Raw genomic sequence first — 23197 nt, 5'->3', positions numbered from 1 at the left:
GGCAGCCATTCATCATAGGAACATATCGACTAGATTTGTGTCAAATGCGCATAGATCAATACGCAGTTAAACAACAGCCTAGAAGGAACATGCTATTTTTAACCGAACATAAGTATGTTGTATTGATGACCTTTAGTCGCTGTAACCATCAATTCCAAGTTCGGAAATTTTGCGGGAAATGGTATTACGTCCCATGCCGAGTTTCGCCGCCGCTTCCAGGCGCCGGCCATGCGTGTGTTTGAGTGCGGCGCGGATCAGGGTCGACTCGAAACGCCGCGCCAGTTCTTCCATCAGCCCTTCCCTGCCGGCGTCCAGCATGCAGACCACTTCCCGCTCCAGCAGGGCGGCCCAGTCGCCGCCGCCCGCCTGCGCGCCTGCCGCGGCGGGGCCCGCGGCCGATTTCAGCAGTTCGGGCGGCATGTCGCCGACATCGACCACCTGCCCGGGCGCCATCACGGTCAGCCAGTTGCACAGGTTTTCCAGCTGGCGCACGTTGCCGGGAAAGTCGCAGCCTTGCAGGAAGGCGAGCGCGGCGGGACTGGTCTGCTTGGCCTCCACGCCGAGCTGTTGCGCGCTGCGCGCCAAAAAGTGACGAACAAGCAGCGGAATGTCCTCGCGGCGCTCGCGCAGGCTGGGCAAACGCAGGCGGATCACGTTCAGGCGGTGGTATAAATCTTCGCGGAAGCGGCCGTCGCGCACGCGCGCTTCCAGGTCCTGGTGGGTGGCGGTGATGACGCGCACGTCGGCGCGGATCGGCTGGTGGCCGCCGACGCGGTAGAAGTGGCCGTCCGACAGCACGCGCAGCAGGCGGGTCTGCAGCTCGAGCGGCATGTCGCCGATCTCGTCGAGGAACAGGGTGCCGCCCTCGGCCTGCTCGAAGCGGCCGCGCCGCATGGCCTGCGCCCCGGTGAAGGCACCGCGCTCGTGGCCGAACAGCTCGGATTCGAGCAGTTCGGACGGGATCGCGGCCGTGTTGATCGCCACGAAGGGCTGCTGCGCGCGCGGGCTGTGCTTGTGCAGGGCGCGCGCCACCAGTTCCTTGCCGGTGCCAGACTCGCCCGTGATCAGGACCGTGGCGCTCGACTGCGACAGGCGCCCGATGGCGCGGAACACTTCCTGCATCGCCTTGGCCTGGCCGAGGATCTCCGGAGCGGCGGCGGGACCGCTGTCGACCGCGGCCTCGCGCTCGCTCTCGGCCTGCGCGCGCCGGATCAGGCCGACCGCCTGGTCGATGTCGAAGGGCTTGGCGAGGTAGTCGAAGGCGCCGCCCTGGAAGGCGCCCACGGCCGAATCGAGGTCCGAGTAGGCGGTCATGATGATGACCGGCAGGCCGGGGTGGCGCGCCTTCACGGCCTGCAGCAGTTCCAGGCCCGATTCGCCAGGCATGCGGATGTCCGACACCAGCACCTGCGGGGCTTCCTGTTCGAGCGCGGCCAGCGCGTCGCGCACGTTGCCGAAACTACGGGTGGGGAAGTTTTCGCGGGCCAGCGCTTTTTCCAGCACCCAGCGGATTGAGGCGTCGTCGTCGACGATCCAGATTGGTTTCATAGGTTCGCTCAGTCACCCGTCGTCCCGGCAAAGGCTGGGATGACGGCATTACGGTAACGGCAGCAGGATGCGGAAATCCGTGCAGCCCGGCCGGCTCTCGCATTCGATCACGCCCTGGTGCTGGTGCACGAAGGTCTGGGCCAGCGTCAGGCCCAGCCCGCTGCCCCCTTCCCTGCCCGACACCAGCGGGAAGAAGATATGGTCCAGCAGCGCGTCCGGAATGCCCGGTCCGTTATCAATGATATGCAAGTCTAATGCCAGCGGATAGCGGACCTTGGCCAGCGTGACCTGGCGCGCCACGCGGGTGCGCAGCACGATGCGCGCGCCGCCGCCGGCGATTTGCGCCGCCAGCGCCTGCGCGGCATTGCGCACGATGTTCAGCACCGCCTGGATCAGCTGCGCCTTGTCGCCCCTGAACTCGGGCAGCGAGGCGTCGTAGTCGCGCACCACGTCGAGGCCCGCCGGGAACTCGGCCTGCACCAGGCTGCGCACCCGCTCCAGCACTTCGTGGATGTTGACGTCGCCGACGATGTGCGGCTGGCGGTGCGGCAGCAGCAGGCGGTCCACCAGCGTTTGCAGCCGGTCCGCCTCCTTGATGATCACCTGGGTGTATTCGGACAGGCCGGCTGCCGCGGGCAGCTCGCGTTCCAGCAGCTGCGCGGCGCCGCGGATGCCGCCCAGCGGGTTCTTGATTTCATGGGCCAGGTTGCGCACCAGTTCCTTGTTGGCCTGGCCCTGCTCCAGCAGCCGCTCCTCGCGGTCGAGCTTGAGCTGGTGCACGTTCTCGCGCAGTTCCAGCACCACCTGGCTGCCTTGCGCGCTGACCGCCGCGTGCACGTGCAGCGGCTCGCGGCCCGGGCGGGCGAGCGTGAGGTCCTGGCGGAAGTCGGTGGGCTGCTGCTCGAGCGCCTGCGCGCACAGCCTGCGCAGGCCGGCGGCATCGGTAAACAGCGACCACAGGGGCTGGCGCAGCAGCGCCCGGCTGGAGGTCTCGAGCAGGTTCTCGGCGGCCGGGTTGGCGTAGGCGACCCGGCCCTCTGCATCCACCAGCAGCACGCCGGTGGCCAGCAGGTCGAGGATGGTGGCGGCCTCCGGCTTGGTCGGCGCGCTGGAGGCCGGGGTGGTCATCGAATGTTGGAGATCTCGCGCTTGAGCGCTTCGATATTGCGCTCCGAGCGGCCGATCGCGTCGCGCAGGTTGGCCACGCGCTCCTGGTACTTGGCGTAGTTGCGCTCGTTGCCCAGGCGGTCCGGCTCGCCGTTCTTGTATTCGGCCTTGAGCTCGTTGAGCTTCTGCTGTTCCAGGCGCAGCTCTTCGTTCAGGATGCCGCGGCGGTCGTCGTCGCGGGCGCGCTGCTCGCTGGTGTCCACGCGCGGGAAGTCGGCCGGCGACGGCGCCGGCGCGGCCTGGGTGCGCGTGCGTGCCGGCGCCGGCTCCTGCGCGCGTGCCGGGGCCGGGATCGAGTCGGGCAGGTCGAGCGCCTTGCAGCCGCGCCGGTTGGTATCGGTCAGCTCCTTGCGGCCCTGCGCGTCCACGCACAGGTAGATCGGGCTCGCCGATGCGCTGCCCGCTGCGGCGAACAGTGCCAGTGCTGCAATCGATTGTCTGCTTGTCATTCGCATGTTTGCTTCGGGCATCAAAATGAACCAATTCCCGACTATACAACAGGGATGAAAAAAAGCGCGAGCAAGCTTACCGCCTGCCCGCGCCTTTTACATCCGGTTGCAATTACAGCGAGTAGTACATGTCGAATTCGACCGGGTGCGTGGTCATGCGCATGCGCTGCACTTCCTGCATCTTCAGCTCGATGTAGGCGTCGATCATGGTGTCGGTGAACACGCCGCCGCGGGTCAGGAACTCGCGGTCGCGGTTCAGGTTGTCCAGCGCCTCTTCCAGCGAGGAGCAGACGGTCGGGATCAGCGCGTCTTCCTCAGGCGGCAGGTGGTACAGGTCCTTCGATGCCGCCTCGCCCGGGTGGATCTTGTTCTGGATGCCGTCCAGGCCGGCCATCAGCAGCGCGGCGAAGCACAGGTACACGTTGGCCAGCGGGTCCGGGAAGCGCGTCTCGATGCGGCGGCCCTTCGGGTTCGCCACGTGCGGGATGCGGATCGACGCGGAGCGGTTGCGTGCCGAGTAGGCCAGCTTGACCGGCGCTTCGTAGCCAGGCACCAGGCGCTTGTATGAGTTGGTGCCCGGGTTGGTGATCGCGTTCAGCGCCTTGGCGTGCTTGATGATGCCGCCGATGTAGAACAGCGCGGTGTCGGACAGGCCCGCGTAGCCGTCGCCGGCGAACAGGTTCTTGCCGTCCTTCCAGATCGACTGGTGCACGTGCATGCCCGAACCGTTGTCGCCCACGACCGGCTTCGGCATGAAGGTGGCGGTCTTGCCGTAGCTGTGCGCGACGTTCCAGATCACGTACTTCATGTTCTGGGTCCAGTCGGCGCGCTCGACCAGGGTCGAGAACCTGGTGCCGATTTCGTTCTGGCCGGCGCCCGCCACTTCGTGGTGGTGCACTTCGACCGGGATGCCCAGCGATTCGAGGATCAGGCACATTTCCGAGCGCATGTCCTGGAACGAATCGACCGGCGGGACCGGGAAGTAGCCGCCCTTGACGGTCGGACGGTGGCCGGGATTGCCGCCTTCCATGACCTTGTCGGTGGACCAGGACGCTTCGTCGGAATCGATCTTCACGAAGCAGCCGGACATGTCGATCTTCCAGCGCACGGAGTCGAAGATGAAGAACTCGGGCTCAGGGCCGAAGAAGGCGGTGTCGCCCAGTCCGGAGGACTTGAGGTAGGCTTCGGCGCGCTTGGCGATCGAGCGCGGGTCGCGGTCGTAGCCCTTGCCGTCGGCCGGCTCCACCACGTCGCACTGCATGAACAGCGTGGTCTCTTCCATGAACGGGTCGATCTGGGCGGTGTTCGGATCAGGAACCAGCAGCATGTCGGACGCTTCGATGCCCTTCCAGCCGGCCATCGACGAGCCGTCGAAGGCATGGCCCGACTCGAACTTGTCGAGGTCGAAGTGCGAAACCGGCACGGTCACGTGCTGCTCTTTGCCGCGGAAGTCCGCGAAACGAAAATCGACGAACTTGACTTCGTTGTCCTTGACCATTTGCAGAACGTCTGCGGGTGTCCTTGCTGCCATTGGATATCTCCTGGTAAAAATGGGTGCCTACGATGACCGAACAATATGCAGGATCCGTGCCAGCTCTGCAAACAGCCTGTGCCTGCCGGGCTTCCGGTGCAAACAATGCTTGCCTGCGGGGCGCAAACGGCAGAGCTTATTCATTTCCGCGCACCAAAACGGTGCATTTTACCAAACAAGCACCATTCGGGGGCGCATCGATCATCCCCGCAGAGGTGAACTACGGTGCGTCAGGCACTGCTTTGGGTTCGGCGGGGAGCCCCTCGCTCGCGGGAACGGCGTGTTCCTTGCGCAGCACGGTGGCGCGGATGCGCTGGCGGACCAGGTTGATGTGGCTGCGCAGCCCGTACAGGACATCGGCAAACGCCAGCGGCAGGCTGACCCGGTTGGCGCCCTCCTCGATCTGGTCCAGGCGCTGCAGCAGGATGCGCGCCAGCTCGGCGCGGTCGGCGTCTGGCCCCGCCGCGTCGAGCTGCTGCTCGACCTTGCGCAGCTGCCCGTACCAGCGGAACACGCGCGAGCGCACCCGCCACACATACAACGGCGGCAGCACGCGCGACAGCGGAATCCAGAGCGCCGCCAGCGCCACCACGACCACCCACATCCGGTCGAGCAGGTTGGCCAGCCAGAAGCTCATGTAGCGCTGCAGGAACGGCGGCCCGTCCTTGTAGAACTTGGACGCCGCGCGCGCCACCGGGATTTCGGTGAACTTCTCGGACGGGAATTCGCCCTGCCGCTGGAACCAGCCGGTGCCGCCGTGGATGCCGCTGGCGGCCTGCACGAACAGCTGCACCAGCGCCGGATGCAGGTCGCGCCGCGCGACCAGCGTGGCGGTCGGCGCGATCAGGTGGTAGTCCTGGGCCGGCAGGTCGCGGCCCAGGTCGACGATCCCGCGCGGCAGCAGCACGTGCGTCAGGTGCGGCAGGCGGCGCGTGTACGCCTCGGCCTGGGAAAAATTAAACAGGCGGATGCCGGGCGTTTGCAGCAGCATCTGGATCAGCGGAGACTCCGGCGCCGACGAGAACACCAGGCCGTCGATGCGCCCTTCCAGCAGCTCCACGGTGGCGGGGGTGTTTTCCAGCGCGCCGATGGTGAGCTGTCCGGGCTCGACGCCGTTACTGTCGAGGATTTCGCGGAACAGCTTGGGCACGCCGGTGCCCTCCGGCCCCAGGTTGATCTTCAGGCCGCGCAGGTCGGTGAGCTGGTCCACCTTGGCCGAGTCGCGCAGGAACAGCCACACCGGTTCGGTAAACAGGCTGCCGATCGAGATCAGCTGTTCCTTCGCCTTCTCGTTGCCGGTCGCCGAACCGCTTTGCACGAAGGCGATGTCGGTCTTGCCGTCCAGGAGGCGCTGCAGGTTCTCGGCCGAGCCGAGCGAAGGGCGCAGCGTGACCTTGATGCCGTCGCGCGCCAGTTCGGCGGCGTACTTCCTGGCGAATTCCTCGTAGGCGCTGTTGAACTGGCCCGTGGACAGCGTGACGGTGCGCGGCGGGGTCGGATCGACCAGCAGGTAGGCGAGGTAGCACAGCACGGCCACCAGCGCCAGCATCGGCGCGGAGGTGGCGAGCAGGTCGCGCAGGGAGAACTGGGTGAATTTGCGGATCTTGGTCATCGTGCGGCGCAGTTTTTTCATGCTTGACACCATGCCAATAAAAACCCGCCAGCGCAAGCGTGCGGTCGTCCCCGCGCAGGCGGGGACCCATGCCCAGGTTCCGAAGCGGGGAGCGCTAGCGGCCCGCAGGCCCGGGATGGGTCCCCGCCTGCGCGGGGACGACGGGGTGGCTTACCTCGCGCACTGGGCCAGGCGCGGCTGGCCGGGGGCGGCCGGCGGCGGCGTTTCGATCATCGGCATCAGCGACGGCGCCAGCGTGGTGAGCAGCTGCACCGGCAGCGTGCTGGTGAAGTCGTAGTCGGCCGCGCTCGGGCCGGCCACGTACGCGGTCATGCTGCCGAAGAAGCGCTCGCCGATGTTGAAGACGAAGGTCGCCGACCGGTTGACGAAGCGCGACTCGATCAGGCGCCCGCCCGGCGCGTACACGTCGAAGCGCTGGTCGCCGGTGCCGGTCTTGCCGCCCAGCGCGATGACGGTGCCGTCGGCCAGCGTGAACGAGGACTTGGCGCGGCGCGCGGTGCCGTCCGAGACGACCTCGCGGATGGCGTCCGCCACCACGCGCGCCACCGCCGGCGACAGCACCTGCTGGCCCTTGGCGCCTTCGCGGTTGCGCACCATGGTCTCGTAAGGCGTGCCCTTGGCGAAGTGCAGCGACTGCAGGCGGCGCACCGGCTTCTTCACGCCTTCGTTGACGATGATGCCCATCAGCTCGGCCAGCGCGATCGGGCGGTCCGCCGAGGCGCCCAGCGCGGTCGCGTACGACGGCGTCAGCGAGTCGAACGGATAGCCCATCTTCTTCCACTGGCGGTGGATCTTCAGGAAGCCTTCCATTTCCAGCAGACCCTTGATGCGGCGGTCCTGCGCGTGCTTGCGGCTGGTCTTGAACAGCCAGGCGTAGACTTCCTGGCGCTCCCTGGTGCTGGCGGCGAACACCTCCGACAGCTTGGCGCCCTGGTGGGCGCGCAGGTAGCGCACCAGCCACAGTTCCAGCGGGTGGATCGAGGCCACGTAGCCGCGGTCCGCCAGCGACATCTCCTGCACCGAGTACTGCGTGTACATGCGCTCGATGCGGTCGGCAGGCAGCTCGTTGGTCGCCACGTTCTCGTTCAGGAAGGCGCCGAACTGCGCCAGCGTCGCTTCCGGCCACACCGTGCGGTGCACCGCGGCCAGGCGCGACGGCGTCGGACGGAAGCTGGCCAGCAGCGTCTTCTCGATCTCGGCCGCCGGCTTGCCCTTGTATTTCTGGTAGAAGCGGGTCAGGAACTCCTTGCCTTCCTTGTCGGCGAAGCGTGCCAGGTACTCCTTGCGGCGCGGGTCGTTCGACGCTTCCAGCAGCGAGGCGGTGGAGCCCGGCGTCTCGAACATGTAGAAGTACACCACGTCGCGCATCAGGCGCACGAACACCAGGTTGGTGGACTGGCGCAGCGCTTCGCGCACGGTCATGATCTTGCGGTTGTCATCCTTGTTGAAGTTACCGAAGGTGTGCAGGCCGCCGCCGGTGAAGAACGCCTCGCCCGGGCTGGCCGAGTACTTGCGCTCCAGCGCCGCTTCCAGCATCGCCTTGAGGTCGCGCTTCGACGGGTCCTCGATCGCGCCGAGGTAGTCCAGCGCCCAGCGCGACAGGTGGTCGTGGCGGTCCACTTCGATGCCGCGCAGCTCGGCCGCCGGACGCGCCGCGTAGCGCTTGTGCAGCTGGTCGATGATGTCGAGGTAGGTCACCAGCGTGCGCAGCTTGGCGGTGGAACCCAGGTCGAGCTTGGCCCCTTCGTTGATGTCGAGAGGCTGGTCGAAATTATCGGTCTGGACGCGCAGGTAGTTGGCGTCGCGGCCGCGCTCCAGCAGCGTGAAGCTGTACACCACCTTGGCCGGGTCGCCGTTGCCCAGCATGTGGCGGCCGGTCAGGCCGGCAGCCTGCGCCGCCTCCTGCGTGTTCAGCGAACGCAGCACACTGGTGACGGCCTGCTGCGCCTGCGCGTCGAGAGTGCTGGCCACCGTCAGGTCGAGGCGGTCCACGTTGTACAGGCGCGATTCGCCCAGCAGTCCGGCCAGGTGCGCGCGCACCGCGTTGGCGGCCTTGCGCGAGACGAAGGTGTTCGGAGCCGGCGGCGCGACACCGCTGCCGAGCGCAGGATGCAGGCGTACCTTGAGCGCGGCGTCGCGCAGCTTGGGCGTGATCACCCCGGCGTCGGCCAGCACGCGCAGGTGGCTGTTGGTCAGCTCTTCCAGGTCGGCTTCGCCCGCTCCAAGGTAGTGGCTCGGGCGGCGCTGCGCGATCATCAGGCTGAGCGCCTCCTTGAAAATCAATACGTCTTCAGGCGTGTCGAGCGGGCCCGTCAGGGCCTTGTTCACCTGCGCGAAATCGCGGCCGTACCAGACCCACATGCCGTCGCCGATGCCGTTGACTTCGCCGTAGCCGACCTTGGCCGACAGCGGCACGGTGTTGAGGTAATCCACCAGGATGCGGCGCCGCACTTCGGTGGTGTCTTCGCCGCCCTTGTAGGCGCGCAGCGTGGCCGAGACCATCTGCTGGATCTTCTCGCTGGTCGAGCTGGTGCGCCCTTCCGGCGAATGGCGGTATTTTTCGATCTGCGTGGCCAGCGTGGACCCGCCCGCGACGCGCTTTTCCTGGAACGTCACCGTATTGATCGACTTGTCGAACACGGCCTTGCTGAAGCGGTCCCACTCGACTGCGGGATTACGCTTGGGGTTCTTTTGGTCCAGCAGCTCGCGGTTCTCGATGAACAGCAGGCTCTTGACCAGCAGCGGCGGCGCCTGTTCGAAGGCCGGGTAGTAGCGCTCCGGGAAGCTCGATGCGAACAGCGGCTGCGCGCGGCAATCCAGGATCGACAGGCCGGCGCGCATCTTTTCCACGTACGGCGGATTGAAGCCCTTGTCGGCCAGCTCCACCATCTTGGGCGAGAAGCGGGCCTGCGCGGTGACCTCGAAATTGCGGTCGTTCAGGCGCTGCAGGTAGGACGGCAGGTTGGCGTAGCCGAGGCGCGTGTCGTACGGGCTGTTGATCGGATAGCGGATCGAATCGCTCGGCCCTTTCGCCACGCGGTAGGTAAGCTGGGTGGCCAGGTTGGCGAAATAGCGCGCCTGCACCGACGAGGTGCGCGCTTCGTTGATCACCCACCAGGTCACCAGGATCGACAGCGCCGACACCAGCACCAGCAGCAAATTGCGGGCATGGCGCGAACGGCGCGGCTTGGCCGGCGGCTCGTCGCCCGTTGGCGGCGGCGGTGGAGGCGGCATATCCGTCACCAGCTTCAGGTGGCGCGGGCGCGCGGGCGAGTCGGTCGGGGAATCGGGGTTGCGCTGTCCATAATTGAGCGACGCGGCACGGGCGCGCAATTTGCGCATGGTGCGGACAACGATGCGGGGCCGGCGGAAGCGGCGGTTACTTTCCATGATGGCTAGGTTACCAAGCGTTCGAGTGCAATCCGAGGATTCAAGCTTTTGCCATCGGTGCTACTGCTGTAATTGGTTAAAAAAATGGGTGCCTGTATATGTACTGCGCTTGCCTACCATTCCACCACAAGCAAAAGGAAGGCACGATCCGCAGCGCAAAAAATTGCACGATGGATCGATTGGTATCGCAAAAAAACAACGAGTTGTTAGTGCTTTCGCACGGCTTCGTAGGACAGTGCCTACGCGCGTCACACCGGTAGTACCGTCCCCGGCTGTTCAGGCCTGCTCCCCGCGCGCAGCGCGCAGCTCGGCCAACGCCTGCAAACAGTAATACTCGAACCACAGTCCGGTAAAAATGAACACCACCACGTACAGCCAGATCGAGGCGGCCGCCAGGAACGGGAACAGCACGAACGACAGCACCGCCCCGCCGACCCACACCAGGCCCGGGATCGCGCCGGCCGCGCCGGAGATCATGCCGATGGCGAGCAGCGGCCGCTTGTGCAGCTGCATGATGGTCTTTCGTTCCTCGTCGCTGGCGTGGTCGGCCAGTGCGTCGTAGGTCACTACGCGGTAGGTCAGCCAGCCCCACAGGATCACATGCACCGCCACCGCCAGCGGCGGCACCGCGTACAGCGGCAGCGTGGCCACGAATAGCAGCACGAACACGGCGAAGGTCGCGAGCGCGATCAGCGCGCCGCCGGCCAGTGAGCCGCCCTTCTTGCGCACCAACTGGGGGTACTGGCGGGTGCCGACATGGTGGACGATGGCCGGCATCGCGGCCACGCCCATGAACACCAGGGCGGTGAGGATCATCAGCGGCAGCAGGAGCATCATCGCCAGCAGCGGCACCAGCACCGCTTTCAGCGTGCCCAGGCCGATGCCGGCGAGCGTGTCGCCCGCGGTGCGGAACCAGCCGTATTCGGTGAACAGTGCCTGCAGCGCGTCGATGGCCGGCTGCAGTCCGAAATACAGCACCACGCCCCACAGCACCAGGGACAGCAGGAACGGCACCGCCGACAGGAACAGCATGCGCGGATGGAACTGCGCCGCGAGCGCCCGGCCGTAGGCCACGCCGACCGCACGCATCAGCTCCGCTTCCTTTGCGCCGGGCAGCCGGTCAGGTCCGGGGACCGTCCGGCAGGGACAGTGCCCATGCTGGCGGATAGCGCGTCGTGTCGATGAAGGTGCATTCGCATGGCCGGTGAGATGAAAGCGCCATTCTAATGGCAGCGGCACGGGACTGCACGGCCCCGCATGGCGCTTTGATGTCGCTTCGTCTACAATCGTCCATCACGCTGATTTATAAAGGAAAAGCACATGTCCACGACCACCACCGCATCCGGCCTGCAGTACGAAGACACCGTCGAAGGCAGCGGCGACCAGGCCAAGGCTGGCCAGAACGTCACCGTCCACTACACCGGCTGGCTGCGCAATGACGACGGCAGCCAGGGCAGCAAGTTCGACTCGAGCCGCGACCGCAACGACCCGTTCCAGTTCAAGCTGGGCGCAGGCCATGTGATCCGCGGCTGGGACGAAGGCGTCGAAGGCATGAAGGTCGGCGGCCAGCGCCGCCTGATCATCCCTGCGAGCCTGGGCTACGGCGCGCGCGGCGCCGGCGGCGTGATTCCGCCGAACGCCACGCTGATCTTCGACGTCGAACTGCTGGGCGTTTAAGACCGTGAAGGCGGCGGCGCTCGCGCTCCTGCTGGCCGCGACGGCCATGCTGGGCGGCTGCACCGCCGTCGTCGTCGGCGCGACCGTTGTCGGCGCGGGCGTCGCCGTGGCCAGCACCGCCGTCAAGGGCACGGTCCTGGTGGGCAAAGGCGTCGTCGGCGCCACCCAGGCCGTCATCCCCGATGACGACGAGGAAAAGGACGACGACTGAGGTAGTGGATGGCCTCTACATTCCTGGCTTGTTATTAGGATAAGATGGGGAATTCACCATTCAGACCACGGGGGCTCCATGACTTTGCAAGAACAGTTTGAACAGGCGCAGGCCGAATCGAAGAACCTGCCGGAACGTCCGGACAACATGACGCTGCTGAAGATCTACGCACTGTTCAAGCAGGGTTCGAGCGGCGACGTGCAGGGCGAGCGCCCGGGCATGACCGACTTCGTGGCGCGCGCCAAGTACGACGCCTGGGATGCGCTGAAGGGCACCTCGCAGGAGGATGCGATGCAGCAGTACATCGACCTGATCGAAGAGCTCAAGGGCTAAAACAAACGGACCGCAAGCGGTCCGTTGTTGTTTGTGGCTGTCCCCCGAGAGGGAGCGCACCCGGCTTTCTTTAGCCGAATACCTTGTCCATATTGTCGCGGATCTTCTGTTCAATCGGACCAGAAAACGCGCTCATGAACATTCCCAGCTTGAGCTTCATCTCGACCTGTTCGGCCGTCAGCGCCAGCGTGCCGGTGACGCCGCTGCGCTGGAAGTGCAGGACATCGCCGTTCCACTGGCATGCCAGATCGTACTCGGCCTTGAGCTTGTCGGCCACGCGTTGCGCCGCTTCGCGCGCCTGCGAGGGCGCCAGTTTGTGAGGATGAACGATGTTAATGTGCGACATGTGCTTCCCTTCCTGTCTCTTAAGGGCGACATGATGCCACCATCGCCTCCCGGATGCCAGCGCCGCGGCCCGCGACTTTGTAAAAGTTGATGTCAGTTACGGCGCTTGCGCCGGCGCAAGTCTTTCCTTCGCCAAGGCGCGACGATGCAATCTCGCTACCACAGGAGGTTCTATGGATACCCGCGTCCTTGTACCGCTGGAGACCGTGACGGTCGAAGCGCCTCCCACCCCGGTCAGCTTCGTGCCGACCCCGACCGCCACGTACCGCCAGCACCGCAAAGCGGTCAAGCTGACGGTCGAACCGGGCCGCCCCACCAATGTCGAGCAGCCGCCGGTCCCCCTGCCCTACGCGTTCGGCGCGCGCGTGCTGATCTGGAAGCAGGACCCCTCGGTCGAAGAGATCGGCACCCGCAAGGCCTTCCTGCACGGGATCGTGCTGGAGGGCCCGCGCGACGCCCGCATTGCGTCCGGCGCGCCGGGCATCGCGCCGGTCAGTCCGAACGCATTCGGCGACTTCGTGATGACGCCGGGCACGCCCCAGTTCGATGCGGTGCACACCTTCGCGGTGGTGCGCCAGACGCTCACCATGTACCAGCGCGCGCTCGCCGCGACCGGCAGCGACTCGCCCATCCCGTGGTACTGGAACTCGGAGGAGAACACCGACCCGCTGCAGATCTACCCGTACGGCCTGTCGAACGTGATGAACGCGTACTACAGCCGGCACGAGAACTGCCTCAAGTTCGGCGACTTCGTCCCGACCGGCAGCAAGTCGCGCGTGTACACCTGCCGCTCGTTCGACATCGTCGCGCACGAGACCGCGCATGCGGTGCTCGACGGCCTCAAGCCCAACTGGCTGCTGGCCGACCAGCCGCCGCAGACGGGCGCCCTGCACGAAGCGTTCGGCGACCTGACGGCGATCTTCCTCACCCTGTCCCAGCTCGACCAGTGCGAGGCGGTGATCGCGCAGACCAAGGCACGCATGCACGACAAGACCTTCCTGGCCGATATCGCGGAGCAGTTCGGCCTGGCGCTGGGCCGCCCGAACGGCCTGCGCAACGCCGACAACGACATCACGATGGAAGAAGCGGGCACCGAGGTGCACGGCCTGTCGCAAGTGTTCACCGGCGCCGTCTACGACATCCTGGCCGACGCCTTCCACCAGGAGCGCGAGCCGGACCGGCACGACGACGCCGCGGTGCTGCACCGGGTGGGCGAATACCTCAAGGGACTGGTGCTGCGCGCCCTGATGCAGGCGCCGGACGAGCACGCGACCTTCGCCGACGTGGCCAACGCGATGCTGCAGCTGGCGCGCGAGGACGGCAAGGCGGAGGACTACCTGGGCTTCATCCGCCAGCGCTTCGTGGTGCGCGGCGTGCTGGCCGAACCGGCCCCGGACGCCGATCCGGGCGCCGCCCTGGCGCCTGGCGTGCAGGACGCGCCCGGCGCCGTGCAGGACCGGCGCGCCTGCTGCGGGACCATGAACCTGGCCGAGTATTATCAGCTCGACAATGTGCTGGACGAGGAACTGCGCGCCTTGCAGCGCTGGTGCGCCGCGAACCGGCGCACGCCGCCAGCCCCGCCCGAGCCCCCGCCGGAGTGGCCGGAACCTGTGTAATACCGAAGGGACAGTCCCCTTGACGGCTGCCAGCGCCGCATTTGTTTATTTGGATTGTGTATAAGCGCGATTTGTGAGAAGCGGCGAATTGCCTTAAAATACAGTGCTTTGCTACGGTCGGCCCACCCCCTGCGCCGCCCAGCCGTGCCAGCACCCCAAAAATATCAAGATAGGACTGTTATGACCCACGTTGTCACCGAATCGTGCATCGCATGTCGCTACACCGATTGCGTCGATGTATGCCCGGTCGATTGTTTCCGGGAAGGCCCGAATTTCCTCGCCATTGATCCGGACGAGTGCATCGACTGCGCCGTGTGCGTGGCGGAGTGCCCGGTCAACGCGATCTACGCGGAAGAAGACGTGCCGTCCGACCAGCAGCAGTTCATCAAGATCAACGTCGAGCTGGCACGCCACTGGCCTTCGATCACGAAGACCAAGGCTCCGCTGCCCGACGCGGAGAAATGGAAAGACGTCAAGGACAAGCTGGACCAGCTGGTCCGCTAAAGCGCGAACCGGGGACTGTCCTACTGGGACTGTCCCCTGCCTTTTGCGTCCGACACCAGGGACGCCTCCGGTTCGCTCAAACTCATCAAGGATGTAATCGCATGACACTCCCACACGACGCAGCCACGCTCGCTGCCAACAGCACTTTCGAAGGCGCCATCGAAGCCGACGCCGTCATCATCGGCGCGGGCCCGGTCGGCCTGTTCCAGGTATTCGAACTCGGCCTGCTGGAGATCAAGGCGCACGTGATCGATTCGCTGGCGGCCGTGGGCGGACAGTGCGTGGAACTGTATCCGGACAAGCCGATCTACGACATCCCGGCCGTGCCGGTGTGCACCGGCCAGGAACTGACCGACAACCTGCTCAAGCAGATCGAGCCGTTCGAGCCGACCTTCCACCTGGGCCAGGAAGTGACCCATGTGCAGCGCCGCGAAGACCAGCGCTTCAACGTCGAGACCTCGGCCGGTACCCGCTTCATCACCAAGACCATCTTCATCGCTGCCGGCGTCGGCTCGTTCCAGGCGCGCACGATCAAGGTCGAGGGCATCGAGAAATTCGACCAGACCCAGCTCTTCTACCGCGTCAAGGACCCGGCACTGTTCGAAGGCAAGAACCTGGTCATCTGCGGCGGCGGCGACTCCGCGCTGGACTGGGCGCTGAACTTCGTCGGCAAGGCCGAATCGGTCGTGCTGGTGCACCGCCGCGAGGACTTCCGCGCCGCGCCGGCATCGGTGGCCAAGATGAAGCAGCTGTGCGAAGAATACGAGATGCAGCTGATCATCGGCCAGGTCACCGGCTTCGACGAGAAAGCCGGCCAGCTGACCGAAGTCAAGGTCACCGGCGCCGATGGCGTCACCCGCCGCGTGCCGCTGGACATGCTGCTGGTGTTCTTCGGCCTGTCGCCAAAGCTCGGCCCGATCGCCGAGTGGGGCCTGGACATCGAGCGCAAGCAGCTCAAGGTCATGAACACGGAAAAGTTCGAGACCAATGTGCCTGGCATCTTTGCCGTGGGTGACATCAACACCTACCCGGGCAAGAAGAAGCTGATCCTGTCCGGTTTCCACGAGGCAGCGCTGGCAGCATTCGGCGCCGCGCCGTACATCTTCCCGGACAAGAAGATCCACATGCAGTACACGACCACGTCGCCAAAACTGCACAAGATCCTCGGCGTCGAGACCCCGGTCTTCGATTAAGCAGCGCGAGGCCAGCCAACGCCTCATGACCCTGTCAGACAACGCCCCGCCTGTGCGGGGCGTTTGCTTTTGTGTGCCCCGTTTAACGCACAGGCATTGGGCGCGCATGCTACAACTGAACCATTCGGCAACGTTTCCGGCCCCGGGCTTAATAATTTCCAGCAAGCCCCGAATTAGTAGTAGAGTTGCGGAAAAAAATATTAACCTGGCGCATCAAAACCGTTGCAGTACAGGCCGGAAAAACTAGTGGATCGGAACACCTTTATGCTTTACCAACTTCATGAAATGCAGCGCACCATCCTGAACCCGCTGATGCAGTGGGCGGACGCGTCTGCCAAGCTTTTCTCGAATCCCGTCTCGCCGTTCGCGCACACCCCGTTCGCCCAGCGTATCGCTGCCGGCTATGAGCTGATGTACCGCCTCGGGAAGGATTACGAAAAGCCGGCGTTCGGCATCAACGCGACCGAGATCGCGGGCGAGCCGGTCGGCATCCTCGAACACGCAGTCGCGGTCAAGCCGTTCTGCAAGCTGCTGCACTTTAAAAAAGACATCTCGGACAAGCGCATGGCCGCGCTCAGGCAGCCCAAGGTGCTGCTGGTGGCGCCGCTGTCGGGCCACCACTCCACGCTGCTGCGCGACACCGTGCGCGGCCTGCTGCCGAAGCACGACGTCTACATCACCGACTGGACCGACGCGCGCATGGTGCCGATGTCGGCCGGCCCGTTCCACCTGGACGACTACGTGTTCTACGTGCAGGACTTCATCCGCCAGCTCGGCCCGGACCTGCACGTGATCTCCGTGTGCCAGCCGACCGTGCCGGTGCTTGCCGCCATCTCGCTGATGGCCAGCGATAACGACCCGCTGCTGCCCAAGACCATGACCATGATGGGCGGCCCGATCGACCCGCGCCGCTCGCCGACGCAGGTGAACACGCTCGCCACCGAAAAGCCGTTCTCGTGGTTCGAGAACACCGTGATCTACTCGGTGCCGGCGAACTATCCTGGCTTTGGCCGCAAGGTCTATCCGGGCTTCCTGCAGCACGCCGGCTTCATCGCCATGAACCCGGGCCGCCACGCGCAGAGCCACCGCGAGTTCTACAACCATCTCGTGCGCGGCGACGACGATTCCGCCGAGAGCCACCGCCAGTTCTACGACGAGTACAACGCGGTGCTGGACATGCCGGCCGAGTACTACCTCGACACCATCAAGACCGTGTTCCAGGAACACCTCCTGCCGCGCGGCGAATGGTACGTGGGCGGCAAGCAGGTGCGCCCGCAGGACATCAAGACGGTCGCGCTGTTCACCGTCGAAGGCGAACTCGATGACATTTCGGGCGCCGGCCAGACCCAGGCCGCGCACGACCTGTGCAGCGGCATCCCGGCCGACATGCAGCAGGACTTCGTGGCTCCTGGCGCGGGCCACTACGGCATCTTCTCGGGCCGCAAATGGCGCGAGATGGTCTGCCCGAAGATCACCGACTTTATCCAGAAGCACCGCTAACGCAAAGGGACCGTCCCGGGTCCCCCGATCGTTAGCAAGTCCACCGACAACGCCTCCTCCCAGGAGGCGTTTTCATTTCGCCCGGCGCAGCCCCGCCATTCCCGCGTCCGCTGGAATGACAGGCATGTTTTAGCGGATAATGTCGCTTTGCCACCGCGCCGCGCCCCAAGTGTCCACACCGCTCGCCGACCAGATCGAAGACCTGCTCCCGCAAACGCAATGCACCAAGTGCGGCTACGCCGGTTGCCGTCCCTACGCTGAAGCGATCGCTAACGGCGAAGCCGACATCAACCAGTGCCCGCCCGGCGGCATCGAAGGCGTCGGCCGTCTCGCCGCGCTTCTCGGCCGCAAAGTCATCCCCATCAATCCGGCCAACGGAATCGAACGCCCACGTCCGGTCGCCTTCATCGACGAATCCCTGTGCATCGGCTGCACCCTGTGCATCCAGGCCTGCCCGGTCGACGCGATCATGGGAGCGGCCAAGCAGATGCACACCATCCTGCCGTCGCTGTGCACCGGCTGCGACCTGTGCGTCGCCCCCTGTCCCGTCGATTGCATCACGATGATGCCTGTGACCGGCGAGCGCACCGGCTGGGCTGCCTGGTCGCAGCAGGATGCCGACGCGGCGCGCGAACGCCACGACTTCCGCACCCTGCGCCTGAAGCGCGAGCGCGAAGAGAACGACGCGCGCCTGGCCGCCAAGGCCATCGAAAAGCTGCGCGCGGTGAATGCGGAAGACACCAACACCGCAGAAGAGCTGGCCGAGAAGGAGCGCAAGCGTGCCATCATCGCCGCCGCCATGGAGCGCGCACGCCTGAAGGCGGAAGCGGCGAAGGGCGGCCAATGAATCCGGCAAAGCGCGCCGAGATCTTCCGCCGCCTGAAGGAAGCGAATCCCGAGCCGAAGACCGAGCTCGAATACAGCACGCCGTTCGAGCTGCTGATCGCCGTGCTGCTGTCGGCGCAGGCCACCGACGTCGGCGTGAACAAGGCCACGCGCCGCCTCTACCCGGTGGCGAACACGCCGCAGAAGATCCTCGACCTGGGCATCGACGAGCTGACCAGCTATATCCAGACCATCGGCCTGTACAAGACCAAGGCGAAGAACGTGATGGCCACGTGCCAGATCCTGGTCGACAAGTACAACGGCGAAGTGCCGCAAACGATGGAGGAGCTGGTAGAACTGCCCGGCGTCGGCCGCAAGACCGCCAACGTCGTGCTCAACACCGCCTTCCGCCAGATCGCGATGGCGGTCGACACGCACATCTTCCGCGTCTCCAACCGCACCAATATCGCGCCGGGCAAAACGGTGGAGATCGTCGAACAGAAGCTGTTGAAGTTCGTCCCGAAGGAATACCTGATGGACGCGCACCACTGGCTGATCCTGCACGGCCGCTACACCTGCATCGCGCGCAAGCCCCTGTGCTGGAACTGCGTGATCGCCGACCTGTGCGAGTACAAAGCCAAGACTCCGCCCCCGCCCAACGCGCTCCCGCCCGTCGTCCCGGCCCAGGCCGGGCCCCATACCGAGACAACGAAGTCCAGACGCAGCACGCGCTGACACCGGCGCACTTTTGGCGGAATCGCCCATAACGTGGCCGATTCCGCCAGTTCAGCTTCGCTGGCAGATGGTGTGATATCGTCACGCATCTTTGTCCATACGGAGGCCCGCCCACATGGTTTCGCTCCCGAAGTTCGCTGCATGCGCCCTACTGCTTTGCTTCGGCATTCCAGCCAGCGCGGTCGTCGTCCGGCACGATGTGGACGAGGCCAAATACCGCGCGAAAGAATCGGCCATCCCCGCGCTGGCCGATATGCCAGGCGAAGGCCACGGTGTCCTCATTGCGCCGCGCTGGGTGGTCACCGCCGCGCACGCGATCACCTGGCAGCACCAGCCGATCAGCGAGATCGTATTGCTCGGAAAACCGCGGTCGGTGAAGCGTGTAGTGATCCACGCCGGGTATAAGCCGATGCCGCATGTGCCCTCCAAGGGGGACATCGCTCCGTTCATGAAATTCATCACCGACCGTGACGATATCGCGCTCATTGAACTGCACGAAGCGGTGACCGATGTGGAACCCTTGCCCCTGTACCGCGCCACCGATGAAGCAGGAAAGCGTGTGACCTTCTACGGCAAAGGGGCCACCGGCGACGGCATAAAGGGCCTGTCGCCCCATGCGCCGCACCGCACCGTGCTTCGCATGGGAGCCAACCAGGTCAGCGCGGTCGTGGGCCACTGGCTCGAGTTCAGCTTCGACAATGGGCCCGATGCGCTCCCGCTGGAAGCCTTTACCGGGGGCGGCGACAGCGGCGGTCCGCTGCTGATCGAATCCGAAGGCCGCCGCTGGCTTGCGGGACTGGCGTCACACGCGGTCTGCGAGGGCGACATCGCGGACTGCCAGCCTGGCTTTTATGGATCACGGGGCCGCCAGGTGCGCATCTCCGCCTATGCGGACTGGATCGAGCGCACCATCCAGTCCAAGTAATCTTCATTGGCTCTCCCGGATTTCGGGAAGAACCTCCCGGCATTGAGCGCGCACAAAGGGATCGCTTTTTGGCGGAATCGGCCATGTTTTGACCGATTCCGCCATTTTTGCGGCTAGAGCAGGACGAGGTTGTCGCGGTGGATAAGCTCAGGACCTTCGACGAAGCCCAGGATGGATTCGATCTCGGAAGACGGCCTGCGCATGATGCGGCGCGCTTCACTGCTGGTGTAGTTGGTCAGGCCGCGCGCCACGGGCACGCCGCCCTCGCTCACGCAGGTGATGACCGCGCCGCGGCCAAATTCGCCATCGACAGCGACCACGCCGACCGGCAGGAGGGACTTGCCGCCATGCGTGAGCTTTTCGATGGCGCCAGCGTCCAGCACGAAGCGGCCGGCGGTTTGCAAGTGGTCCGCCATCCACTGTTTTCGCGCATTCAGCGTGCCGGTCTGCGCGAGCAGCTGCGTGCCGATCGCCTCGCCCTGCGCAAGGCGCGTCAGCACGTTCGGCTCGCGTCCCCATGCGATGACGGTGTGCGCGCCTGACTTGGCCGCGCGCTTCGCCGCCAGGATCTTGGTGAGCATGCCACCCCTGCCGATGCTGCTTCCTGCGCCACCGGCCATCGCCTCCAGCGCCGGGTCACCGGCCTTCGCTTCGCGCACCAGCTGCGCCGATGGATCCTTGCGCGGATCGGCGCTGAACAGGCCGTGCTGGTCGGTCAGGATCACCAGCGCATCGGCTTCGATCAGGTTGGCCACCAGCGCGCCGAGGGTGTCGTTGTCGCCGAACTTGATCTCGTCCGTGACCACGGTGTCGTTCTCGTTGATGACGGGGACGATCTTCATGCGCAGCAGCGTGGACAGCGTGGAACGCGCATTGAGGTAGCGCTCGCGGTCGGCCAGGTCGGCATGCGTGAGCAGCACCTGCGCGCTGCCGATGCCATGCGAACGGAAGCTGGTTTCGTAGATCTGCGCGAGGCCCATCTGGCCGACGGCGGCGCAGGCCTGCAGTTCGTGGATGTCGGTGGGACGCTGGTCGAAGCCGAGGCGCAGCATGCCTTCGGCGATGGCGCCGGACGACACCAGCACCACTTCCTTGCCCATGCGGCGCAGCGCAGAGACCTGCGCGGCCCAGTTGGCGATGGCGGCAGTATCGAGTCCTCTGCCCTCGTTGGTCACGAGGGAGGAACCGACTTTAACGATGATGCGTTTTGCTTTGTGGAGGACGGATGTCATTGGCGTCGCGCGGTGCGTTGATCGGCGCGGGCCGCAGCGCCAGCAGCAGCAAGCCGCACGCGATTTCGACCACGCTTACAACCAGCAGCGGACCCTGGGGCAGTCCGATCACGCTTGCCACGGCCAGGCGGCCGGCAGGTTGCGCGAGCAGGAACATCGCGGTCAGGTCGGTCAGCAGCGGCTGGTCGCCCTGCTTCACCGCGCTCAGCGCCAGCACCGCGGTAGCGAGCCTGACGCCGACGTAGATGGCGTAGAACTGGCTGTAGCCATTCACGCCCACGAGAAACAGCCCCATGACAGCGGCCACGCGGTCCGGATCGAGCAGCGCAACAAGCGCCGAGAGCGAACTCGCAGTGGCTACCGCATGCAGCACATGCTTGCGCAGCGCCGCTTTCGTCATGCCGGTTTCACGAAGTAGTTTAATCGATAACCTTGAAGCGCGGATCGTCCGCATCGATCGAGCTGATCGCGCGCGCTTCTTCGGTAATCGTGGTCTCTTCGGCGCGGTGTTCCAGCGCGCGCTTTTCTTCCAGGTGCTTGTAGATGGCGTTCACCAGCTCCGGGCAGCCTTCGTGGCTCAGCGCGGAGATCTCGAACACCGGGCCCTTGAATCCCATGCGCTTGACGAAGTCCTTGACGACCTTCTTGCGATCGTCTTCCGGCACCACGTCCAGCTTGTTCAGCACCATCCAGCGCGGCTTTTGCGCCAGCGACGGATCGTACTTTTCCAGCTCCTTGACCAGCGCCTTGGCTTCCTTGACCGGATCGACGTTCGCATCGAACTGCGACATGTCGACGATGTGCAGCAGCAGGTTGGTGCGCTGCAGGTGCTTGAGGAACTGGTGGCCCAGTCCCGCGCCTTCCGCCGCGCCTTCGATCAGGCCGGGGATGTCCGCGATGACGAAGCTCTTTTCGTGCGACACGCGCACCACGCCCAGGTTCGGATGCAGGGTGGTGAACGGATAGTCGGCGATCTTCGGCTTGGCGTTCGACACGGCCGTGATAAAGGTCGACTTGCCCGCGTTCGGCATGCCCAGCAGGCCCACGTCCGCCAGCACCTTCAGCTCCAGGCGCAGTTCGCGGCGTTCGCCTTCCTTGCCCTCGGTCTTCTGGCGCGGCGCGCGGTTGGTCGAGGACTTGAAGTGGATATTGCCCCAGCCGCCCTCGCCGCCCTTGGCGAGCAGTTCGGTCTGGCCGTGTTCGGTCATGTCGGCGATGATCTCGCCGTTGGTTTCATCGACGATCAGGGTGCCGACCGGGATGCGCAGCGTGATGTCGTCCGCGCCCTTGCCATAGCAGTCCGAGCCGCGGCCCGGTTCGCCGTCCTTGGCGCGGTGCACCTTGGAGTAGCGGAAGTCGACCAGCGTGTTGATGTTGCGGTCTGCCACGGCCCAGATGGAACCGCCCTTGCCGCCGTCGCCGCCGTCAGGACCGCCGAACGGGCGGAACTTCTCGCGGCAGAACGATGCGCAGCCGTTGCCGCCATTGCCGCCGATGACTTCGATGCGTGCTTCGTCGATGAACTTCATAGTATTTTTTACCGCTTTAGAAAACGAAAAAGGCCCTACCGTTGGCAGAGCCTTTCAGTGGAAGGCTTGCGCCTTACAGGATACAACAGGTCGTGCTATCAGGCTGCTACAGCTTCTGCTGCAACGACGGTCACGTACTGCTTGGAACCGATGCCCTTTTTGACGAACTTCACAGTGCCGTCAACCAGCGCGAACAGGGTGTGATCCTTGCCGACGCCCACGCCAGTGCCTGGACGGACCGGGGTGCCACGTTGACGGATGATGATGCCGCCAGCGTTGATCGACTGGCCGCCGTAGACCTTAACGCCAAGGCGTTTTGACTCGGAATCGCGGCCGTTGCGGGTAGTACCGCCACCTTTTTTGTGTGCCATTTAGTGCTCCTTGATTGCTGAATGTCGGATCGCGGCGATTAGCCGTTGATCGAAACGACCTGGATTTCGGTGTAGTTCTGGCGATGGCCCTGGCGTTTCTGGTAGTGCTTACGACGGCGCATCTTGAAAATGCGGACCTTGTCGTGGCGACCCTGGGAAACAACCTTCACCAGTACCGATGCACCGTCAACCAAAGGCGCACCAAACTTGATGGTGTCGCCTGCGCCTACTGCGAGGACTTGATCGATGGTGAGTTCGGAACCAATGTCAGCCGGTATCTGTTCTACTTTAAGTTTTTCGCCAGCGACAACTTTATACTGCTTGCCACCGGTTTTTATGACCGCGTACATGATTTGAAACCTCATCAAATGTTAATCGAGACCCACGGCTTGACGCCGGGGAACCGCAGATTATACATGGGATGGGATTTCGAGTCAAAAGGCTTGTTAAGCCGCACGAGTTCGTGGTATGTCGACAACTCAG

At 65.0% G+C, this 23197-nt stretch carries 23 protein-coding genes; 10 read left to right on the top strand and 13 right to left on the bottom strand.

Going from position 1 to position 23197, the window contains the following annotated elements; genetic code table 11:
- Window positions 1-132: 132 nt before the first annotated feature.
- From ntrC to ACFSQR_RS12975, 7 genes are all read right to left on the bottom strand, one after another.
- Window positions 133-1548 (bottom strand): nitrogen regulation protein NR(I), encoded by a 1416-nt coding sequence (gene ntrC / locus ACFSQR_RS13005; protein WP_377730281.1) that lies wholly within the window; start codon window positions 1546-1548, stop codon window positions 133-135.
- A 48-nt stretch (window positions 1549-1596) separates the two neighbouring features.
- Window positions 1597-2676 (bottom strand): nitrogen regulation protein NR(II), encoded by a 1080-nt coding sequence (glnL, locus tag ACFSQR_RS13000; protein ID WP_377730279.1) that lies wholly within the window; start codon window positions 2674-2676, stop codon window positions 1597-1599.
- Window positions 2673-3164 (bottom strand): DUF4124 domain-containing protein, encoded by a 492-nt coding sequence (locus tag ACFSQR_RS12995; RefSeq protein ID WP_377730278.1) that lies wholly within the window; start codon window positions 3162-3164, stop codon window positions 2673-2675. The genes glnL and ACFSQR_RS12995 overlap by 4 nt, the downstream gene beginning before the upstream one ends.
- A 112-nt stretch (window positions 3165-3276) precedes the next feature.
- Complete coding sequence (glnA, locus tag ACFSQR_RS12990; RefSeq protein WP_377730275.1) at window positions 3277-4695, bottom strand: type I glutamate--ammonia ligase; 1419 nt, start codon at window positions 4693-4695, stop codon at window positions 3277-3279.
- Between the two features lie 220 nt (window positions 4696-4915).
- Window positions 4916-6307 carry a TAXI family TRAP transporter solute-binding subunit gene (locus tag ACFSQR_RS12985; RefSeq protein WP_377730287.1) on the bottom strand — a complete coding sequence of 464 codons (1392 nt, stop codon included), beginning with the start codon at window positions 6305-6307 and terminating at the stop codon, window positions 4916-4918.
- A 171-nt stretch (window positions 6308-6478) separates the two neighbouring features.
- Window positions 6479-9562, bottom strand: a complete 3084-nt coding sequence (locus ACFSQR_RS12980; RefSeq protein WP_377730285.1) for a transglycosylase domain-containing protein — start codon at window positions 9560-9562, stop codon at window positions 6479-6481.
- Between the two features lie 432 nt (window positions 9563-9994).
- Window positions 9995-10807 (bottom strand): EI24 domain-containing protein, encoded by an 813-nt coding sequence (locus tag ACFSQR_RS12975; RefSeq protein ID WP_377730272.1) that lies wholly within the window; start codon window positions 10805-10807, stop codon window positions 9995-9997.
- Window positions 10808-11038: 231 nt separating this feature from the next.
- Here ACFSQR_RS12975 and ACFSQR_RS12970 point away from each other — a divergent pair, with 231 nt between their 5' ends.
- The 3 genes from ACFSQR_RS12970 to ACFSQR_RS12960 all read left to right on the top strand — a co-directional run bounded on the left by ACFSQR_RS12970 (window position 11039) and on the right by ACFSQR_RS12960 (window position 11939).
- Entirely contained in the window at window positions 11039-11395 is a 357-nt protein-coding gene (locus ACFSQR_RS12970; protein WP_377730271.1) for an FKBP-type peptidyl-prolyl cis-trans isomerase, read from the top strand.
- Window positions 11396-11399: 4 nt separating this feature from the next.
- A complete protein-coding gene (locus ACFSQR_RS12965) occupies window positions 11400-11606 on the top strand; it encodes a hypothetical protein (protein WP_377730270.1) in 207 nt (68 codons plus the stop codon).
- Between the two features lie 78 nt (window positions 11607-11684).
- Complete coding sequence (locus tag ACFSQR_RS12960) at window positions 11685-11939, top strand: acyl-CoA-binding protein (RefSeq protein WP_377730269.1); 255 nt, start codon at window positions 11685-11687, stop codon at window positions 11937-11939.
- Window positions 11940-12009: 70 nt separating this feature from the next.
- Here the strand turns inward: ACFSQR_RS12960 and ACFSQR_RS12955 are convergent, their stop codons facing one another.
- Window positions 12010-12285 (bottom strand): polyhydroxyalkanoic acid system family protein, encoded by a 276-nt coding sequence (locus ACFSQR_RS12955; protein WP_377730268.1) that lies wholly within the window; start codon window positions 12283-12285, stop codon window positions 12010-12012.
- A 172-nt stretch (window positions 12286-12457) separates the two neighbouring features.
- On the opposite strand from ACFSQR_RS12955, the gene ACFSQR_RS12950 reads away from it, so the two are divergent.
- The 7 genes from ACFSQR_RS12950 to ACFSQR_RS12920 all read left to right on the top strand — a co-directional run bounded on the left by ACFSQR_RS12950 (window position 12458) and on the right by ACFSQR_RS12920 (window position 19582).
- Entirely contained in the window at window positions 12458-13900 is a 1443-nt protein-coding gene (locus ACFSQR_RS12950) for a hypothetical protein (RefSeq protein WP_377730267.1), read from the top strand.
- 180 nt (window positions 13901-14080) lie between these two features.
- Window positions 14081-14404 (top strand): ferredoxin FdxA, encoded by a 324-nt coding sequence (gene fdxA, locus ACFSQR_RS12945; RefSeq protein ID WP_377730265.1) that lies wholly within the window; start codon window positions 14081-14083, stop codon window positions 14402-14404.
- 101 nt (window positions 14405-14505) lie between these two features.
- Entirely contained in the window at window positions 14506-15597 is a 1092-nt protein-coding gene (locus tag ACFSQR_RS12940) for an NAD(P)/FAD-dependent oxidoreductase (protein WP_377730264.1), read from the top strand.
- Window positions 15598-15861: 264 nt separating this feature from the next.
- Complete coding sequence (locus ACFSQR_RS12935) at window positions 15862-17097, top strand: polyhydroxyalkanoate depolymerase (RefSeq protein WP_377730263.1); 1236 nt, start codon at window positions 15862-15864, stop codon at window positions 17095-17097.
- Between the two features lie 139 nt (window positions 17098-17236).
- Entirely contained in the window at window positions 17237-17944 is a 708-nt protein-coding gene (gene rsxB / locus ACFSQR_RS12930; RefSeq protein WP_377730262.1) for an electron transport complex subunit RsxB, read from the top strand.
- Complete coding sequence (gene nth, locus ACFSQR_RS12925) at window positions 17941-18657, top strand: endonuclease III (protein ID WP_377730261.1); 717 nt, start codon at window positions 17941-17943, stop codon at window positions 18655-18657. Before rsxB ends, nth begins: the two co-directional genes overlap by 4 nt.
- Window positions 18658-18772: 115 nt before the next feature.
- Window positions 18773-19582 (top strand): S1 family peptidase, encoded by an 810-nt coding sequence (locus ACFSQR_RS12920; protein WP_377730259.1) that lies wholly within the window; start codon window positions 18773-18775, stop codon window positions 19580-19582.
- Window positions 19583-19695: 113 nt separating this feature from the next.
- On the opposite strand, the gene proB is transcribed toward ACFSQR_RS12920, so the two are convergent.
- From proB to rplU, 5 genes are all read right to left on the bottom strand, one after another.
- Entirely contained in the window at window positions 19696-20814 is a 1119-nt protein-coding gene (proB, locus tag ACFSQR_RS12915; protein ID WP_377730257.1) for a glutamate 5-kinase, read from the bottom strand.
- Window positions 20774-21214, bottom strand: a complete 441-nt coding sequence (locus ACFSQR_RS12910) for a hypothetical protein (protein ID WP_377730256.1) — start codon at window positions 21212-21214, stop codon at window positions 20774-20776. Before ACFSQR_RS12910 ends, proB begins: the two co-directional genes overlap by 41 nt.
- A 19-nt stretch (window positions 21215-21233) precedes the next feature.
- Window positions 21234-22343 carry a GTPase ObgE gene (obgE, locus tag ACFSQR_RS12905; RefSeq protein ID WP_377730255.1) on the bottom strand — a complete coding sequence of 370 codons (1110 nt, stop codon included), beginning with the start codon at window positions 22341-22343 and terminating at the stop codon, window positions 21234-21236.
- Window positions 22344-22441: 98 nt separating this feature from the next.
- Complete coding sequence (rpmA, locus tag ACFSQR_RS12900) at window positions 22442-22714, bottom strand: 50S ribosomal protein L27 (RefSeq protein WP_377730254.1); 273 nt, start codon at window positions 22712-22714, stop codon at window positions 22442-22444.
- Between the two features lie 38 nt (window positions 22715-22752).
- Entirely contained in the window at window positions 22753-23064 is a 312-nt protein-coding gene (gene rplU, locus ACFSQR_RS12895) for a 50S ribosomal protein L21 (RefSeq protein WP_377730253.1), read from the bottom strand.
- Window positions 23065-23197 lie beyond the last annotated feature (133 nt).

It is taken from the genome of Pseudoduganella sp. GCM10020061 (assembly GCF_042683405.1).
Classification (GTDB): domain Bacteria; phylum Pseudomonadota; class Gammaproteobacteria; order Burkholderiales; family Burkholderiaceae_D; genus Telluria.
This window is presented reverse-complemented; position numbering and strand designations above follow the sequence as displayed.

Excerpts from the sequence above, each read along its gene's own strand:
- ntrC (WP_377730281.1), bottom strand. The coding sequence starts at position 1,548 with ATGAAACCAATCTGGATCGTCGACGACGACGCCTCAATCCGCTGGGTG.
- glnL (WP_377730279.1), bottom strand. The coding sequence starts at position 2,676 with ATGACCACCCCGGCCTCCAGCGCGCCGACCAAGCCGGAGGCCGCCACC.
- ACFSQR_RS12995 (WP_377730278.1), bottom strand. The coding sequence starts at position 3,164 with ATGACAAGCAGACAATCGATTGCAGCACTGGCACTGTTCGCCGCAGCG.
- glnA (WP_377730275.1), bottom strand. The coding sequence starts at position 4,695 with ATGGCAGCAAGGACACCCGCAGACGTTCTGCAAATGGTCAAGGACAAC.
- ACFSQR_RS12985 (WP_377730287.1), bottom strand. The coding sequence starts at position 6,307 with ATGACCAAGATCCGCAAATTCACCCAGTTCTCCCTGCGCGACCTGCTC.
- ACFSQR_RS12980 (WP_377730285.1), bottom strand. The coding sequence starts at position 9,562 with ATGCCGCCTCCACCGCCGCCGCCAACGGGCGACGAGCCGCCGGCCAAG.
- ACFSQR_RS12975 (WP_377730272.1), bottom strand. The coding sequence starts at position 10,807 with ATGCGTGCGGTCGGCGTGGCCTACGGCCGGGCGCTCGCGGCGCAGTTC.
- ACFSQR_RS12970 (WP_377730271.1), top strand. The coding sequence starts at position 11,039 with ATGTCCACGACCACCACCGCATCCGGCCTGCAGTACGAAGACACCGTC.
- ACFSQR_RS12960 (WP_377730269.1), top strand. The coding sequence starts at position 11,685 with ATGACTTTGCAAGAACAGTTTGAACAGGCGCAGGCCGAATCGAAGAAC.
- ACFSQR_RS12955 (WP_377730268.1), bottom strand. The coding sequence starts at position 12,285 with ATGTCGCACATTAACATCGTTCATCCTCACAAACTGGCGCCCTCGCAG.
- ACFSQR_RS12950 (WP_377730267.1), top strand. The coding sequence starts at position 12,458 with ATGGATACCCGCGTCCTTGTACCGCTGGAGACCGTGACGGTCGAAGCG.
- fdxA (WP_377730265.1), top strand. The coding sequence starts at position 14,081 with ATGACCCACGTTGTCACCGAATCGTGCATCGCATGTCGCTACACCGAT.
- ACFSQR_RS12940 (WP_377730264.1), top strand. The coding sequence starts at position 14,506 with ATGACACTCCCACACGACGCAGCCACGCTCGCTGCCAACAGCACTTTC.
- ACFSQR_RS12935 (WP_377730263.1), top strand. The coding sequence starts at position 15,862 with ATGCTTTACCAACTTCATGAAATGCAGCGCACCATCCTGAACCCGCTG.
- rsxB (WP_377730262.1), top strand. The coding sequence starts at position 17,237 with ATGTCGCTTTGCCACCGCGCCGCGCCCCAAGTGTCCACACCGCTCGCC.
- nth (WP_377730261.1), top strand. The coding sequence starts at position 17,941 with ATGAATCCGGCAAAGCGCGCCGAGATCTTCCGCCGCCTGAAGGAAGCG.
- ACFSQR_RS12920 (WP_377730259.1), top strand. The coding sequence starts at position 18,773 with ATGGTTTCGCTCCCGAAGTTCGCTGCATGCGCCCTACTGCTTTGCTTC.
- proB (WP_377730257.1), bottom strand. The coding sequence starts at position 20,814 with ATGACATCCGTCCTCCACAAAGCAAAACGCATCATCGTTAAAGTCGGT.
- ACFSQR_RS12910 (WP_377730256.1), bottom strand. The coding sequence starts at position 21,214 with ATGACGAAAGCGGCGCTGCGCAAGCATGTGCTGCATGCGGTAGCCACT.
- obgE (WP_377730255.1), bottom strand. The coding sequence starts at position 22,343 with ATGAAGTTCATCGACGAAGCACGCATCGAAGTCATCGGCGGCAATGGC.
- rpmA (WP_377730254.1), bottom strand. The coding sequence starts at position 22,714 with ATGGCACACAAAAAAGGTGGCGGTACTACCCGCAACGGCCGCGATTCC.
- rplU (WP_377730253.1), bottom strand. The coding sequence starts at position 23,064 with ATGTACGCGGTCATAAAAACCGGTGGCAAGCAGTATAAAGTTGTCGCT.